This is a genomic window from Dactylosporangium sp. NPDC050588, assembly GCF_040654975.1.
Classification (GTDB): domain Bacteria; phylum Actinomycetota; class Actinomycetes; order Mycobacteriales; family Micromonosporaceae; genus Dactylosporangium; species Dactylosporangium maewongense.
Genome location: NZ_JBFAJA010000009.1, coordinates 125,343 through 141,549 on the forward strand (window position 1 = coordinate 125,343; position 16,207 = coordinate 141,549).

Below are 16,207 nucleotides of genomic sequence, written 5' to 3' on the forward strand. Positions count from 1 at the left end.
TGAGCTTCGATCGAAGACCGGCCGCAGACAGCTCCGCCTGGGCGCACCACAAACCCAAAGGAGCACCACAACACATGACCGAGCAGAGCACTCTCGGTACGCACACCAGCACCGCGGTCATCGACAACGGCGCGTTCGGCACCCGGGAGATCACGTTCTCCACGGGCCGCCTCGCCCGCCAGGCCGCCGGTTCCGCGCTCGCCCAGCTGGGTGAGACGGTCGTGCTGTCGGCGACGACGGCCGGCAAGTCGCCGAAGGACCAGTTCGACTTCTTCCCGCTGACGGTCGACGTCGAGGAGCGGATGTACGCCGCGGGCCGGATCCCCGGCTCGTTCTTCCGCCGCGAGGGCCGCCCCAGCGAGGACGCGATCCTCACCTGCCGCCTGATCGACCGGCCGCTGCGCCCCAGCTTCGTCAAGGGCCTGCGCAACGAGGTCCAGGTGGTCGAGACGATCCTCGCCCTCGACCCGGCCCACCCCTACGACGTCGTGGCGATCAACGCCGCCTCGATGTCCACCAAGCTGTCCGGCCTGCCGTTCTCCGGCCCGATCGGCGCCACCCGCATGGCCCACGTCGACGGCCAGTGGATCGCGTTCCCGACGCTCGAGGAGCTCGGCCGCGCCACGTTCGACATGGTCGTCGCCGGCCGCACCCTGCCCGACGGCGACGTCGCGATCATGATGGTCGAGGCCGAGGCGACGGAGCACACCGTGGCCCTCGTCGCCGGCGGCGCGCCCGCGCCGACCGAGGAGGTCGTGGCCGGTGGCCTCGAGGCCTCCAAGCCCGCCATCCGCGAGCTGTGCCGGGCCCAGTCCGAGCTGGCGGCCGTGGCCGCGAAGCCGGTCCAGGAGTTCCCGACCTTCCTCGACTACCAGCCCGACGCCTACGAGGCCGTCGCCGGCGCGGTCAAGGACGAGGTCTCCGAGGCGCTGCGCATCTCCTCCAAGGCGGAGCGCGAGGAGGCCCTCGACCGGATCAAGGAGGCCGCCTTCCAGCGCCTCGCCGAGGGCTTCGAGGGTCGCGAGAAGGAGGTCGGCGCCGCGCTGCGGTCGCTGACCAAGAACGAGGTCCGCGCCCGCGTCCTGCGCGAGCAGGTCCGCATCGACGGCCGCGGCCCGCGCGACATCCGTCCGCTGACCGCCGAGGTCCAGGTGCTCCCGCGGGTGCACGGCTCGGCCCTCTTCGAGCGCGGCGAGACCCAGATCCTGGGCGTCACCACGCTCAACATGCTGCGCATGGAGCAGACGCTGGACACCCTGGCGCCGGAGAAGTCCAAGCGCTACATGCACAACTACAACTTCCCGCCGTACTCGACCGGTGAGACCGGCCGGGTGGGCTCGCCGAAGCGGCGCGAGATCGGCCACGGCGCGCTCGCCGAGCGGGCCCTGATCCCGGTGCTGCCGGCCCGCGAGGAGTTCCCCTACGCGATCCGTCAGGTCTCCGAGGCGCTCGGCTCCAACGGCTCCACGTCGATGGGCTCCGTCTGCGCCTCGACGATGGCGCTGCTGTCCGCCGGTGTGCCGCTGAAGGCGCCGGTCGCGGGCATCGCGATGGGCCTCATCTCCGACGAGGTCGACGGCAAGACCGAGTACGTGACGCTCACTGACATCCTCGGTGCCGAGGACGCCTTCGGCGACATGGACTTCAAGGTCGCCGGCACCCGTGACTTCGTGACGGCCCTGCAGCTGGACACGAAGCTCGACGGCATCCCGTCGGACGTCCTCGCGGGCGCCCTGCAGCAGGCCCACGACGCGCGGCACGTCATCCTCGACGTGATGGCCGAGGCGATCGAGTCGCCGGCCGGCATGAGCCAGTACGCGCCCCGCGTGACCACGGTCAAGATCCCCGTCGACAAGATCGGCATGGTGATCGGGCCCAAGGGCCAGACCATCAACGCGATCCAGGACGAGACCGGCGCCGAGATCAGCATCGAGGACGACGGCACGATCTACGTCGGCGCGACCAACGGCCCGTCGGCCGAGGCCGCGGTCGAGCGGATCAACGCCATCGCCAACCCGACGATGCCGAAGGTCGGCGACAAGTTCCTCGGCACCGTGGTGAAGACGGCCGCGTTCGGCGCGTTCATCTCGCTGCTGCCGGGGCGCGACGGCCTGCTGCACATCTCGAAGGTGGGCAACGGCAAGCGCGTCGACCGGGTCGAGGACTTCCTCAACGTCGGCGACAGGGTCGAGGTGCAGATCGCGGACATCGACAACCGCGGCAAGATCTACCTGGACAAGGTGCTGTCCGAGGCGGAGGCCGCCGCGGCGGCCGAGGCCGCGGCCGCGGGTGGCGGTGCCCCCGCGGGCGGCGACCGGCCGGCCGGCCGGGACCGCGGCGACCGTGGTGACCGTGGCCCCCGCTCGCGTGAGCGTGGTGACCGCGGCGACCGTGGTGACCGTGGCCCCCGTCAGGCGTCGTCGCCTTCCTCGTCGTCGGAGGGCGGCTCGGACGAGGGCGGCTCCGCCGAGGGTGGCGAGGACGGTGGCGAGTTCCGTCGTCGGCGGAACCGGCACAGCTGAGACATGGTGAGTCGACCGCTGACCCAGACGTTGGCAGATGACCCGCTGGGTGGCACGGTGCGCCGCACCGTGCTGCCCAACGGGCTGCGCATCCTGACCGAGGCAATTCCGTCGATGCGAAGCGTGTCGTTCGGCGTCTGGGTCGGCATCGGCTCACGGGACGAGACCCCGGCACTGTCCGGGGTGTCCCACTTCCTGGAGCACCTGCTCTTCAAGGGCACCAAGCGGCGCAGCGCGCTGGAGATCTCCTCGCAGATCGAGGCGGTCGGCGGGGAGACCAACGCGTTCACCGCCAAGGAGTACACGTGCTACTACGCGCGCGTGCTCGACGCCGACCTGCCGCTCGCCATCGACGTGGTGTGTGACCTGGTCATCGACTCGGTGCTGACCGACGCGGACGTCGAGACCGAGCGTGGCGTGATCCTCGAGGAGATCGCCATGCACGACGACGAGCCCGGCGACGAGGTGCACGACGTCTTCACCGAGGCGATCTTCGGCAACCACCCGCTGGGCCGGCAGATCTCCGGCACCGTGTCGAGCATCTCGGCGCTGACCCGCAAGCAGATCGACGGCTTCTACCGCCGGCGGTACCAGCCGTCGCAGATGGTCGTGGCAGCCGCCGGCAACCTCGACCACGCGAAGGTCGTCAAGGCGGTCCGGGCGGCGTTCGCGGGCCTGTCGGACGCCATGGACCCGGCACCGCGGCGCTCCCGCACCACGAAGGTGCCGTCCCGGTCGGGGCAGATCGTGGTCCGCGCCAAGGACACCGAGCAGGCGCACGTGGTGCTCGGCTGCGTGGGGTACCCGCGCCAGCACGACAACCGCTTCGCCCTCGGCGCGCTGAACAACGTGCTCGGCGGCGGCATGTCGAGCCGGCTGTTCCAGCAGATCCGCGAGCAGCGCGGGCTGGCCTACTCGGTCTACTCCTTCACGTCGCAGTACAGCGACGCGGGGCTCTTCGGGGTCTACGCCGGCTGCGCGCCCGGCAAGGTCGAGGAGGTCCTCGCCATCACCCGGGACGAGCTGGCCAGGGTCGCGGAGGAGGGCGTCACCGACGCGGAGGTCGAGCGCGGCAAGGGCATGCTCAAGGGCGCCGTCGTGCTGGGCCTGGAGGACACCGGGTCCCGGATGAGCCGTCTCGGCAAGGGTGAGCTGCTGTATGACGAGCTGCTCTCCGTCGACGAGGTGCTGCGCCGGGTCGACCTCGTCACGCCCGAGATGGTCCGTCAGGTGGCCGGTGAGCTGCTGTCGCGGCCGATGTCCCTCGCGGTGATCGGTGAGTTCGACGACAACGCCTTCGCGGGAGCTTTGGGATAAATTATCCCGCGTGACTTCGCAGATCAGGGTCGGCGTGCTGGGCGCGCGCGGCCGTATGGGCACCGAGACCTGCCAGGCCGTCTCCGCCGCTTCGGATCTCTCGCTCGTGGCGTCGCTGGACGTCGGTGACGCCTTGGCGCCCGATTTCGACGTGCTCGTCGACTTCACCACGCCGGACGCGGTGATGGACACGCTGCGGTGGTGCGTCGCCAACGGCGTGCACGCGGTGGTGGGCACCTCCGGCTTCACCACCGAGCGGCTGGACGAGGTGCGGTCCCTGCTGGCGTCCGCGCCCGGCGTCGGCGTGGTCATCGCGCCCAACTTCGCCGTCGGCGCCGTGCTGATGATGGAGTTCTCGGCGCGCGCCGCCCGCTACTTCGAGTCGGTCGAGGTGGTCGAGATGCACCACCCGCAGAAGATCGACGCGCCCAGCGGCACGGCGCTGCGCACCGCCCAGCTCATCGCTTCGGCGCGGGCCTCCGCGGGGCTCGGACCGGTGCCCGACGCCACCACCGAGGAGATGGCGGGGGCCCGCGGCACCGACGTCGAGGGCGTCCCGGTGCACTCGCTGCGGGCCCGCGGGCTCGTCGCGCACCAGGAGGTGCTCTTCGGCGCCGCGGGGGAGACGCTCACCATCCGGCACGACTCGTTCGACCGGAAGTCCTTCATGCCGGGGGTGCTGCTCGCCGTCCGCGCCGTCGTCACCCGGCCGGGACTGACCGTCGGGCTCGGCCCGCTGCTCGACTAGCGTCACGTTGCGTAACCGATTCGCGTTTCGTCTGACGATTCCAGATATTGGGATCCGGAAGCCCCAATTCGGGCGCAACAGGGTCACATCGAGGTAACGACGGGGTCTTCCTGGGCCTCGAGTGACGTGTGCCAACGGACCTGCGGGATGAGCAGATCATCAACATCGAGTGACCGGCTGACCCCGTCCGGGGCCCAGCCGGAACTCTCCAGAAATCGACGCGTAACACGGTCTTCAGCGAATGTCCAGGCAAGCGCTGTCGTGAATCCGTCAGTACGCCACAAATCCACACTAGCCGCCAGCAATCGGCTGCCGTGGCCGCGCCGTCCCCACCTCGGTTCAACCAGGACATCGGTGATCGCGGCGGCCTTCGTCAGGACGGTGTGATCTTCCTCCGGAGCCAGTGCCGTGTCGTCTGCCGGACCTGACGCGGCAAAACCCACGACGTATGCTGAGGTCGGTCCGGCGCTGGGCGACTCCTGTTGCTCCACCGCGACCAGGACCCGGTGCTCGGGGGTCGGCGGCTCCGTGATTGCGTCCCGCCACCTGCGGGTAATCCAGTCCTCGTCCAGTTGGTCGAGGATGTGTTGGGGCAGGAGTCGCCGATAGGCGACCCGCCAGGTCGTGAGTTGGATTCGCGTGATCTCGACGACGTCGTCGAGTCGCGCCGGTCGGACGAACCCGAGCGTCATGACGCAGCAGCCTACGGATGTGTGTTCCGCGCCACGGAGTGGCTACGGAATTTGTGTGAAGAGCCACGTGGCTGGGTAGCGGCGGCTCGTCACAGTTGGACCCGAGCAACCGTTGAGTCAGGCAGCAGGTAGCCAGCAACGAGCGAGTGGAGGGCAGCACAAGTGGCGGAGCGAGGACGAGTCGCCGTGTTGACGGCCGTCCGGCCCAAGCTTCGGCCCCGGGTCAAGCAGGTGCTCATCGTGGTGGCCGTGTGGGCCGTCGTGTGGGCCTTCTTGTACGTGGCCGCGGCGAGAAACGGGTATTTCGACCTCAAGGTCTACTACGGCGCCATGGACTACTGGGTGAACAAGGGTGGCGACATCTACGACTACCTGGTGCCCGGCACGCCGTACGGCTTCACCTACCCACCGTTCGCCGCCGCGCTGATGTCGCCGATGGCGCTGATCGGGTGGCACACCGCGATCGCGATCAGCGTGACGATGAACGTCGTCGCCCTCGGCTGCATCATCACCTGGCTCATCGGCCCGGTCATCAAGCGTCAGGGCTGGCAGTTCTGGTTCTCCCTCGCCATCGCGATGGGCATCGTCGCCGCCTTCGAGCCGGTGCGCGAGACCGTCAACTTCGGTCAGGTCAACATCCTGCTGCTCTTCATGGTCGTCGGCGACCTGCTGCTGCTGGTCCGCGGGGGCTCGCGCCTCGGCGGCATCGGCGTCGGCCTGGCCACCGCGATCAAGCTCACGCCGGGTGTGTTCATCCTGTACCTCGTGGTGACCCGCCGCTGGCGCGCCGCCGCCGTCTCCACGGCCACCGCGGCCGCCGCGACCTGGGCGGCGGCGACCTTCGCGCCGGACGCCTCGCGGGTCTTCTGGACCGACGCGATGTGGAACACCGACCGCGTCGGCTCCGCGACGTTCGTGTCCAACCAGGCGCTCAGCGGCCTCGTCGCCCGCCTGTTCAACCCGGACCCGATGAAGCCGCTGTGGGCGCTGCTCGTGCTCGGTGCGCTCGCCGTCTGGGCATGGCGGGTCCGCAAGGCGGTCAAGGCCGGTGACGAGCTCGCCGGGCTGGCGCTGACCGGCCTCGTCGGCTGCATGATCAGCCCGATCAGCTGGATCCACCACCTCGTGTGGGTCCTGCCCTCGATGGCGGTCCTGCTCGACCACGCGACCGACCGCAGCACCGAAGCCCGCCGCCGGCGTCACATCATGATCTTCGGGATCTTCTCGTACCTGCTGCTGTGCAGCCGCACGCCGTGGGCCTTCCACATGAAGTTCGACGGCCTCGGCCTGATCGGCGGCAACGCGTACATCCTGCTCATGATCGCCCTGCTGATCACCCTGCCGATCCGGGAGCCCGCCTCGGAGAGCTCCGGCCCGGCGCGCCGGGCCAACCCGGCCACCTCCACCGGCCCGGTCGTCGAGGACGTGCCCGACCCGGACCTCGTCGAGATCGACCGGCGGGTGAGCGCCGCCTTCGACGCGAAGGACGCCGGGGAGCCGTCCCGGCCGCTCGTCGGCGCATAGATCGATCGTTGCAAGGGGCGGCCTCCGGGCCGCCCCTTTTTTGTCATACCCCGGGGTTAGCCTCGCGGGGTGCTGACACTTACGCAGGCGCGGAGGATCGCTCTCGCCGCCCAGGGCTTCGCCGACAGGGTCCCCACCGGCGTCCCCGAGCGGCGCCACCTGAAGCGGGTCCTCGGCCGCACAGGTCTGCTGCAGATCGACTCGGTGAATGTCGTCCAGCGCGCGCACTACCTGCCCGCCTACAGCCGCCTGGGCCCCTACCCGACCGAGCTGCTCGACAGGATGGCCTACCGGCGCCCCCGCGAGCTGTTCGAATACTGGGCCCACGAGGCGTCCCTCGTCCCGGTCCACCTGCACCCGGCGCTGCGCTGGCGCATGCAGTCCGGCGCCGCGTGGGGGCGGATGGTCCGGCTGGCCCGCGAGCAGCCCGACCTGATCCGCCGGGTCCTCGAAGAGATCCGCGCGAAGGGCCCCATGACCGCCAACGAGGTCGAGGGTGACCTGGCCAAGCCCCGCAGCAAGGACCACTGGGGGTGGAACTGGTCGGACACCAAGACCGCGATCGAGTGGCTCTTCTACACCGGCGAGGTCAGCGTCGCCAGCCGCAACTCGTCCTTCGCCCGCGTCTATGACGTCCCCGAGCGCATCTTCCCCGCCGCGGTCCTCGCCGCCCCCACCCCCGACCCGGCCGACGCCTATCGCGACCTGGTCCGCGTCGCGGCCCGCTCCCTCGGCATCGCCGCGGAGGCCGAGCTGCGCGACTACTTCCGCCTGCCCCTGGCCGGCGCCCGCACCGCGATCGCCGAGCTGGTCGAGTCCGGCGAGCTCATCCCCACCGAGGTGGAGGGCTGGCAGCCCCGCGCCTACCTGCACCACGAGGCCCCCACCCCGCGCCGCATCGGCGCCGCCACCCTCGTCAGCCCCTTCGACCCGCTGATGTGGGAGCGGGCCCGCGTGGCGCGGCTGTTCGGCTTCACCTACCGCATCGAGATCTACGTGCCGCCGCTCCAGCGCCTCTACGGCTACTACGTCCTGCCGTTCCTCCTGGGTGACCGCCTGGTGGCCCGCGTCGACCTCAAGGCCGACCGGCGCTCCTCGACCCTGCTGGTGCCGGCCGTGTGGGTGGAGCCCCTGACCGGGCGCGGCGCCCCATCCCGCCCCGAGGTGGCCTCGGCGCTGTGGGCGGAGCTGCGGCGGTTCGCGGGGTGGTTGGGGCTGGAGCGGGTGGACTTACCGGTCGCGGGTGACTTCGCCGTGGACCTGGCCAAGGCGATGACCGCCTGACCGCCCGGCCTGACGACTGCGCCGCCGCCGCATGATCGTCGGCGTGCTCGGCGGCGGGGATGGTGCTGGGACGGTGTAGCGTGAAGAGCGTGACATCACCCCTTCAGGCCGTGCCCGCCAGTGACGGGATGGCCGCGCACCTTCTGCCCGGTGGGTCCGCCGCGGACGTGGTCCAGCCCGGCGCGGGTGGTCACGAGGTGCCGCCGTATGGCTACCAGTATGCCTACGTGACACCGCCGAAGGGGCGGCTCGCGAGGCTGGCGGAGCGGACGCCGAGGTGGGTGTCGCCGCTCGGGCTGACGGCGCTGGTGTCCGGCGGGGTGGCTTATACGCTGCTCATGCGGCCGACGCAGGCGGGTGCGACCGACGCGCCGACGTGCGTGATGAAGCTGTTCACCGGGTTCGACTGCCCGGGGTGCGGCGGCACGCGCGCGGCCTGGTATCTGCTGCACGGTGACATCCCGGCCGCGGCGCACCACCACGCGATGCTGGTGTTCGCCGCGCCGTTCCTCGCGTACATGTACGCGAGCTGGACCATCAACCGGCTGGCGAACCGTAAGGTGCTGCCGACGATGCAGCTGTCCAGCGGCACGCTGATCGGATTCCTCGTGGCGTGGCTCATATTCTCAGTGGTCAGGAACCTGCCGTGGGCGCCATTCGACTGGCTCTTCGTTTAGTAGGCTCCTGAAATGCTCGAAGCCAAAGCCATCGCCTGGACCCATTTCGAACCGCCCGCGGACGTGCCGTGGGACACGGACGCGGATGGCGGTCAGGCGCTGGCGGAGTTCGCGGGCCGGGCGTGCTACCAGTCGTGGAAGAAGCCCAACCCGGCGACCGCGACCAATGAGGGCTACCTGCGGCACATTCTCGAGGTCGGGCACCTGTCGGTGCTGGAGCACGGCACCGTCACGTTCTACCTGACCGGGGTGTCCCGGTCGTTCACGCACGAGCTGGTCCGGCACCGGCACTTCTCCTTCTCGCAGCTGTCGCAGCGGTATGTGCCGGGTCGTGAGGCCCAGATGGTCGAGCCGGACGTGATCGCCGAGGACCCGGCGCTGCACAAGGTGTTCGTGGAGGCCTCCGAGGCGGCGCTGCGCGCGTACAACGAGCTGCTGGAGGGCCTGGAGGCCAGGTTCAGCGAGGTCGAGAACGGCACCAGCCGGCGCAAGCAGGCCCGGCAGGCGGCGCGGTCGGTGCTGCCCAACGCGGCCGAGACGAAGATCGTCGTGACCGGCAACTACCGGGCGTGGCGGCACTTCGTGACGATGCGGGCGACGGAGGCGGCGGACGTCGAGATCCGTGAGGTGGCGATCGCGTGCCTCAAGGAGCTGCAGCGCGTGGCGCCGAACGTATTCGCGGATTTCACCATCAGTACGCTGGCTGACGGCACCGAGGTCGCCGCCGCTCAGTACAGCTGGGAATCTTGAGCTGAGCGACCGGAAGGCGTCCGCTAGGTTGTGCGTATGACACGCACCGGTTCCGACCCCGGCCGGCCGTTCGGCCGGCTGCTCAGCGCGATGGTCACGCCATTCCGCGCTGACGGTTCGCTCGACGTCGACGGTGCGGCGCGGCTGGCCGCTCACCTGGTCGACGACCAGGACCATGACGGCCTGGTGGTCAACGGGACCACCGGCGAGTCGGCGACGACCAGCGACGCCGAGAAGGACCAGGTGCTGCGGGCCGTCATCGAGGCCGTCGGCGACCGGGCCACGGTGATCGCCGGCGTCGGCACCAACGACACGCACCACACGATCGAGCTGGCCCGCGCCGCGGAGAAGGCGGGCGCCGACGGCCTGCTCGTCGTCACCCCGTACTACAACAAGCCCCCGCAGGCGGGCATCCTCCAGCACTTCCGGTCGATCGGCGACGCCTCCGGGCTGCCGGTGATGGTGTATGACATCCCCGGCCGGACCGGCGTGGCGATCGAGACCGACACCATGTGCCGGATCGCCGAGCACGACCGGGTCGTCGCGGTGAAGGACGCCAAGGGCGACCTCGGCGAGAGCGCCTGGGTGATCAAGCGCACCGGTCTGGCGTATTACTCGGGTGAAGACAAGCTGACCCTGCCGCTGCTGTCGGTCGGCGCCGTGGGCGTGGTCGGCGTGCCGACGCACGTGTTCGGGCCGGAGACGAAGCGGATGATCCTGGCGCACGAGGAGGGCGACGTCGCCCGCGCCCGTGCGCTTCACCTGCAGTTGCTCCCCGCGTTCTGCGGGTTCTTCCGCACGCAGGGAGTCATCCTCACCAAGGCCGCCCTGACGCTGCTGGGCCTGCCCGCCGGGCCGGTGCGCCCGCCGCTGGTGCCGGCGAACGCGGCGGAGCTCGGCCGGCTGCGGGAGGATTGCGCTGAGGCGGGCCGCACGATCGGCACCGCGGACCAGATGGCACATCACAACGACCTCGGAGTGGCCCTATGACGGTGGCACACATCGAGCTCGAACCACCGCCGCCCCTCATTCCAGGAGCCCTGCGGGTCACGCCGCTGGGCGGGCTGGGCGCCATCGGGCGCAACATGACGGTGTTCGAGCTCGACGGCAAGCTCCTCATCATCGACTGCGGGGTGCTGTTCCCCGACGTGGAGCAGCCCGGTGTCGACCTGATCCTGCCCGACTTCTCGTCGATCCTCGACCGGCTCGACCAGGTGCAGGCGATCGTGCTCACCCACGGCCACGAGGACCACATCGGTGCCGTGCCGTATCTGCTCGCCCACAAGCCCGACATCCCGCTCGTCGGGTCGAAGTTCACCCTCGCGCTGGTCGAGGCGAAGCTGGCCGAGCGCCGCATCGAGCCGTACACGCTGACGGTCAAGGAAGGCCAGGTCGAGCGGCTCGGGCCGTTCGAGTGCGAGTTCTTCGCGGTCAACCACTCCATCCCGGACGCGCTCGCGGTGGCCGTGACGACGACGGCCGGCACCGTGCTGCACACCGGCGACTTCAAGATGGACCAGCTGCCGCTCGACGGCCGGATCACCGACTTGGCCGGGTTCGCCCGGATCGGCGCCAAGGGCGTCGACCTGCTGCTGTCCGACTCGACCAACGCGGAGATCCCCGGGTTCGTCACCCCGGAGCGGGAGATCGGCCCGGTCCTGGAGCGGACCTTCGGCCGGGCCAAGGGACGGATCATCGTCGCGTCGTTCGCGTCGCACGTGCACCGGGTCCAGCAGGTGTTCGACGCCGCGCACCTGCACGGCCGCAAGGTCGCGCTGATCGGCCGGTCCATGGTGCGCAACATGGGCATCGCCCGCGACCTGGGGCTGCTGCGGATCCCCGCGGGGCTGCTGGTGCCGATCGACGAGGCGATGGGGCTGCCCGAGGACCGGGTCGTGCTGATGTCGACCGGCTCGCAGGGTGAGCCGATGAGCGCCCTCGGCCGGATGGCCAACGGCGACCACCGGCACGTGCAGATCGGCGAGGGCGACACGATCGTGCTCGCGTCGTCGCTGGTGCCGGGCAACGAGACCGCGGTGTACCGCGTGATCAACCAGCTGTCCCGGGCCGGCGCGCTCGTCGTGCACAAGGACGTCGCCAAGGTCCACGTGTCCGGGCACGCACCCGCCGGTGAGCTGCTCTACCTGCTCAACGTGGTGCAGCCGCGCAACTTCATGCCGGTCCACGGCGAGTGGCGGCACCTGCGGGCGCACGCCCAGCTCGCCCGCGACGCCGGCGTCCCCGACGACCGGGTCGTGCTCTGCGAGGACGGCGACGTCGTCGACCTCGTCGACGGCAAGGCCTCCCTCGTCGGTCACATCCGGTCGCGGTACGTGTACGTCGACGGCCTCGCCATCGGCGACGTCGGCGAGTCGCTGCTCACCGAGCGCCGCATCCTCGGCGACGGCGGGTTCATCGCGGCGACCGTGGTCATCGACTCGGTGACCGGCAAGGTCGTCGCCGGCCCGACCGTGTCGGCGAAGGGCTTCTCCGACGACCCGGCGGTGTTCGCCGCGGTGCTGCCGCTGGTCACCGAGGCGCTCAACAAGGCCGCGACCGAGGGCATCACCGATCCGCACCAGCTGCAGCAGATCGTGCGGCGCACCGTCGGCCGCTGGGTCAATGAGGCGTACCGGCGCCGGCCGATGATCGTCCCGACGGTGGTGGAGGTCTAGCGAGATGTACGAGGTGCTGGCGTCCACCGTGCTCGTCGTGCACTTCGGCTATCTCGCGTACGTGGTGCTGGGCGGGTTCCTCGCCTGGCGCTGGCCCAGGGCGTTGTGGCCGCACCTCGCGGCCGCCGCCTGGGGCCTCGCCGTGGTGAGCATCCCGCTCACCTGCCCGTTGACGCTGGTCGAGCACTGGGCCCGCCGCAAGGCCGGCGAGACCGGCGTCGGGCGCGGCTTCATCGACCAGTACATCGAAGGCGTCCTCTATCCGGAGCGCTACACCCATCTGTTGCAGGTGTTGGTGGGTGTACTGGTGGCGGTGTCCTACGTCGGGATCTACGTGCGCTACAGAAAGCGCCGGAACACGACCCGCCGCTCCGAAGAAATGTCGGAGCCTACCGCTACGGTGTGACCATGGCGGGCCGCACCTCTCAGGCCGGCCGCGGCGGCACCCCCAGCGCCCGCGGCGGTTCGAGCACGCCGTCCAAGCGGACAACTCCGGCGAAGCGGACTGCTGCGGCTTCGACTGGCCGCTCGACCTCGGCTTCGACCTCCCGGGCCGCCGCCAAGCGGGCTCCCGCGGCGCGCCGCACGGTGACGCCACGGGCGCGGCGGCGCGGCGGCGCCGTGGTCGCCACGCCGCTCGGGCTGCTCGGGCGGGGCATGATCGCGGTCTGGATGGGTGTCGCACACGGCGTCGGCTGGGCCGCGCGGGCCGTGGGCCGCCAGGCGGCCAGCGCGCGCGGGCTCGACCCCGAGCACCGCCGCGACGGCGCCGGCCTGGGCCTCATCGGTCTCGCCGTGCTGCTCACCGCCGCATTGTGGTTCCAGTCCGCCGGGCCCGTCGGGCACTGGCTCGCCGGCATCTGCCACACGTTCATCGGCGGCGCCGCGGCGATCCTGCCGGTGCTGCTGGTCGTCGGCGGCATCCGGGTCATGCGCTCCGACCCCGAGGAGGACCACCGCGGCCGCGGCCTCGTCGGCTGGAGCGCGCTCTTCCTCGGCGGCACCGGCCTCATGCACCTCGCGGCCGGCAGCCCCGAGGCCCCCCAGCTCATGGACAAGGCCGGCGGGCTGCTCGGCCGCGCCGCCGGCGGCCTGCTGGAGAAGGCCGTGACCTCCTGGGTCGCGGTCCCGCTGCTGCTCCTGCTCGCCGGGTTCGGCCTGCTGGTCGTCACCGCCACCCCGATCAGCCGCATCCCGCAGCGCTGGCGGCAGCTGCGCGACCTCGCGCTCGGGCGCGTCGAGGACCCGACCCTCGACGTCGACGAGGAGTTCGAGGAGCTCTACGAGGAGCCGGAGCCGCGCCCGGCGCGCCGCGCACCGGCCCGCCGCCGGCAGGCCGCGCTGCCGCACCCGCTCGACGACGAGGAGGGCCCGCTCGGCTACGACGCCTCGGCTCCCGACCTCGGCCCCGGCGGTGGCTTCGGTGACGACGCGATCGTGCACGACACCGTCGTGCTGCCGCGGCCCGCGGCCGCCTCGCGCAAGAAGGCCAAGGAGAAAGAGAAGGAGAAGGACCCGCCGGAGCACTCGCCGCTGCCGACCCGCGCCGAGCAGCTCGCGCTCACCGACACCGACTACAAGCTGCCGCCGCCCGACCTGCTCGGCACCGGCGACGCACCGCGCGGCCGCACCCGGGCCAACGACGAGGTGACCGCGGCGCTGCAGGGCGTGTTCGAGCAGTTCGGCGTCGACGCGCTCGTCACCGGATTCACCCGCGGCCCGACGGTCACGCGCTATGAGGTCGAGGTCGGCCACGGCGTCAAGGTCGAGCGGATCACCGCCCTGTCGCGCAACATCGCCTATGCGGTGAAGTCGCCCGACGTGCGCATCCAGAGCCCGATCCCCGGCAAGAGCGCCGTCGGCGTCGAGATCCCCAACCCCGACCGCGAGAATGTCGCGCTCGGCGACGTGCTGCGTTCGCGCGTCGCGGCCGGCGACCACCACCCGCTGATCGTGGCCCTCGGCAAGGACATCGAGGGTGGCTATGTGGTGGCCAACCTGGCGAAGATGCCGCACATCCTGATCGCCGGCGCGACCGGCGCGGGCAAGTCGAGCTGCCTCAACTCGCTGCTCGTGTCGCTGCTGACCCGGGCGACGCCCGACGAGGTGCGGCTGCTGCTGGTCGACCCGAAGCGGGTCGAGCTGACCAGCTATGAAGGCATCCCGCACCTGGTCACGCCGATCGTCACCAACCCGAAGCGGGCCGCCGACGCGCTCGACTGGGTCGTGCGCGAGATGGACATGCGCTATGACGACCTGGCCGCCGCCGGCGTCCGCCACATCGACGACTACAACCGCAAGGTCCGCGCCGGGCAGATCACGGCGCCGCCGGGCAGCGAGCGGGTGATCCGTCCTTACCCGTATCTGCTGGTCGTCGTCGACGAGCTCGCCGACCTCATGATGGTCGCGCCGCGCGACGTCGAGGACTCGGTGGTGCGCATCACGCAGCTGGCCCGCGCGGCCGGCATCCACCTGGTCCTGGCCACGCAGCGCCCCAGCGTCGACGTCGTCACCGGTCTCATCAAGGCGAATGTGCCGTCGCGGCTGGCGTTCGCGACGTCGTCGCTCGCCGACTCCCGCGTCATCCTCGACCAGCCGGGCGCCGAGAAGCTCATCGGCCGCGGCGACGGCCTCTTCCTGCCGATGGGCGCCTCGAAGCCCATCCGCATCCAGGGCGCCTGGGTCAGCGAGACCGAGATCAACGACATCGTCAAGTTCTGCAAGGAGCAGCGCGAGCCCGAGTTCCGCGACGGCGTCACCACCAAGCCCGAGGACACCAAGAAGAAGGTCGACGAGGAGATCGGCGACGACCTCGACCTGCTGCTCCAGGCCATCGAGCTCGTCGTCACCAGCCAGTTCGGCTCCACCTCCATGCTGCAACGCAAGCTGCGCGTCGGCTTCGCCAAGGCGGGCCGCCTCATGGACCTGATGGAGACCCGCGGCATCGTCGGCCCCTCCGAAGGCTCCAAGGCCCGCGACGTCCTCATCAAGCCTGACGAGCTCCCCGAGGTGCTCACCGCTCTGAAGGACTTCGAAGACGACGCCTGACCCCGCTTGCCACGCAGCGCCTGCCACTGCCGCAGCGGGCCCTGCAAGCTGCGCGCCGGCCACGTCAGGGTCCACGTGGGCTTGACGGAGACCTGCGGCGTTGCCGTACTTTCCGGGGTTCCGAGGCTCGTGACGTCCTCATCAAGCCTGATGAGCTCCCCGAGGTTCTCGCCGCTCTGAAGGACTCCGAAGCCGGGCGCCTGCCCCTGCTTGCCACGCAGCGGCTGCCACTGCCGCGGCGGGCCTTGTAAGCTGCGCGCCGGCCTCGTCAAGGCCGGCCGTCCACGTGGGTTTGGTGGAGACCTGCGGCGTTGTCGGGCTTTCCGGGGTTCCGAGGCTCGCGACGTGCTCATCAAGCCTGACGAGCTTCCTGAGGTTCTCGCCGCTCTGAAGGACTCCGAAGCCGGGCGCCTGCCCCTGCTTGCCACACAGCGCCTGCCACTGCCGCAGCGGGCACTGCAAGCTGCGCGCCGGCCTCGCCGAGCCCGGCCGTCCGCGTGGGCTTGGTGGAGACCTGCGGCGTTGTCGGGCCTTCCGGGGGCTCCAAGGCTCGCGACGTCCTCATGAAGCCTGACGAGCCCCTGAGGTTTTCGCCGCTCTCTAGAACTCCGAAGCCGGGCGCCTGCCCCTGCTTGCCACGCAGCGGCTGCCACTGCCGCGGCGGGCCTTGTAAGCTGCGCGCCGGCCTCGTCAAGGCCGGCCGCCCTCGTGGGTTTGGTGGGCTCCGAAGTCGACGCCTGACCCCGTTGTCGTGCAAGCGGCTGCTGCTCTCGTGGCTGGGGACGCACGAGCTGCGCGTCGGCCCCTCCCAGGCCGGCCAGCTGCCTCATGGAGTTCTGGGAGACCCGTGGCGTCGTCGGCTCTTCGAGGGTTGCAAGGCCTGCGACGTTCTTGTCAGGCCTGATGAGTTCCTGAGGTTCTCGCCGCTCTCCAGGACTCCGACGACGGCGCGTGACTCAGCTGTAGAGCA

12 protein-coding genes are annotated in these 16,207 nt (G+C 70.7%); 11 read left to right on the forward strand and 1 reads right to left on the reverse strand.

What is annotated here, in order from left to right; genetic code table 11:
* The first annotated feature begins 74 nt into the window (after window positions 1-74).
* Genes AB0I21_RS08320 through dapB form a run of 3 tightly spaced genes read left to right on the forward strand, consistent with a single transcriptional unit; the run spans window position 75 to window position 4,587 of the window.
* On the forward strand, window positions 75-2,522 hold the full coding sequence (locus AB0I21_RS08320; protein WP_360559678.1) for a polyribonucleotide nucleotidyltransferase: 2,448 nt from the start codon (window positions 75-77) through the stop codon (window positions 2,520-2,522).
* 3 nt (window positions 2,523-2,525) lie between these two features.
* A complete protein-coding gene (locus AB0I21_RS08325) occupies window positions 2,526-3,839 on the forward strand; it encodes a pitrilysin family protein (RefSeq protein WP_360559679.1) in 1,314 nt (437 codons plus the stop codon).
* A 10-nt stretch (window positions 3,840-3,849) separates the two neighbouring features.
* Entirely contained in the window at window positions 3,850-4,587 is a 738-nt protein-coding gene (gene dapB / locus AB0I21_RS08330; protein WP_360559680.1) for a 4-hydroxy-tetrahydrodipicolinate reductase, read from the forward strand.
* An 83-nt stretch (window positions 4,588-4,670) separates the two neighbouring features.
* On the opposite strand, the gene AB0I21_RS08335 is transcribed toward dapB, so the two are convergent.
* On the reverse strand, window positions 4,671-5,279 hold the full coding sequence (locus AB0I21_RS08335; protein WP_360559681.1) for a GNAT family N-acetyltransferase: 609 nt from the start codon (window positions 5,277-5,279) through the stop codon (window positions 4,671-4,673).
* Between the two features lie 186 nt (window positions 5,280-5,465).
* Here AB0I21_RS08335 and AB0I21_RS08340 point away from each other — a divergent pair, with 186 nt between their 5' ends.
* From AB0I21_RS08340 to AB0I21_RS08375, 8 genes are all read left to right on the forward strand, one after another.
* Window positions 5,466-6,803 carry a glycosyltransferase 87 family protein gene (locus tag AB0I21_RS08340; protein ID WP_360559682.1) on the forward strand — a complete coding sequence of 446 codons (1,338 nt, stop codon included), beginning with the start codon at window positions 5,466-5,468 and terminating at the stop codon, window positions 6,801-6,803.
* Window positions 6,804-6,872: 69 nt separating this feature from the next.
* Window positions 6,873-8,087, forward strand: a complete 1,215-nt coding sequence (locus AB0I21_RS08345) for a crosslink repair DNA glycosylase YcaQ family protein (RefSeq protein WP_360559683.1) — start codon at window positions 6,873-6,875, stop codon at window positions 8,085-8,087.
* An 89-nt stretch (window positions 8,088-8,176) separates the two neighbouring features.
* The gene (locus tag AB0I21_RS08350; RefSeq protein ID WP_360559684.1) at window positions 8,177-8,764 is read left to right on the forward strand and encodes a DUF2752 domain-containing protein; all 588 of its coding nucleotides are present in this window, start codon (window positions 8,177-8,179) and stop codon (window positions 8,762-8,764) included.
* Between the two features lie 12 nt (window positions 8,765-8,776).
* Window positions 8,777-9,514: an FAD-dependent thymidylate synthase gene (gene thyX, locus AB0I21_RS08355; protein ID WP_344507818.1), complete on the forward strand. Its 738-nt coding sequence runs from the start codon at window positions 8,777-8,779 to the stop codon at window positions 9,512-9,514.
* A gap of 36 nt (window positions 9,515-9,550) precedes the next feature.
* The gene (gene dapA / locus AB0I21_RS08360) at window positions 9,551-10,504 is read left to right on the forward strand and encodes a 4-hydroxy-tetrahydrodipicolinate synthase (RefSeq protein ID WP_360559685.1); all 954 of its coding nucleotides are present in this window, start codon (window positions 9,551-9,553) and stop codon (window positions 10,502-10,504) included.
* Window positions 10,501-12,189, forward strand: a complete 1,689-nt coding sequence (locus AB0I21_RS08365; RefSeq protein WP_360559686.1) for a ribonuclease J — start codon at window positions 10,501-10,503, stop codon at window positions 12,187-12,189. Before dapA ends, AB0I21_RS08365 begins: the two co-directional genes overlap by 4 nt.
* A gap of 4 nt (window positions 12,190-12,193) precedes the next feature.
* Window positions 12,194-12,595, forward strand: a complete 402-nt coding sequence (locus tag AB0I21_RS08370; RefSeq protein ID WP_344507811.1) for a DUF2784 domain-containing protein — start codon at window positions 12,194-12,196, stop codon at window positions 12,593-12,595.
* 2 nt (window positions 12,596-12,597) lie between these two features.
* Entirely contained in the window at window positions 12,598-15,237 is a 2,640-nt protein-coding gene (locus tag AB0I21_RS08375; RefSeq protein ID WP_360559687.1) for a DNA translocase FtsK 4TM domain-containing protein, read from the forward strand.
* The last annotated feature ends 970 nt before the right edge of the window (window positions 15,238-16,207 follow it).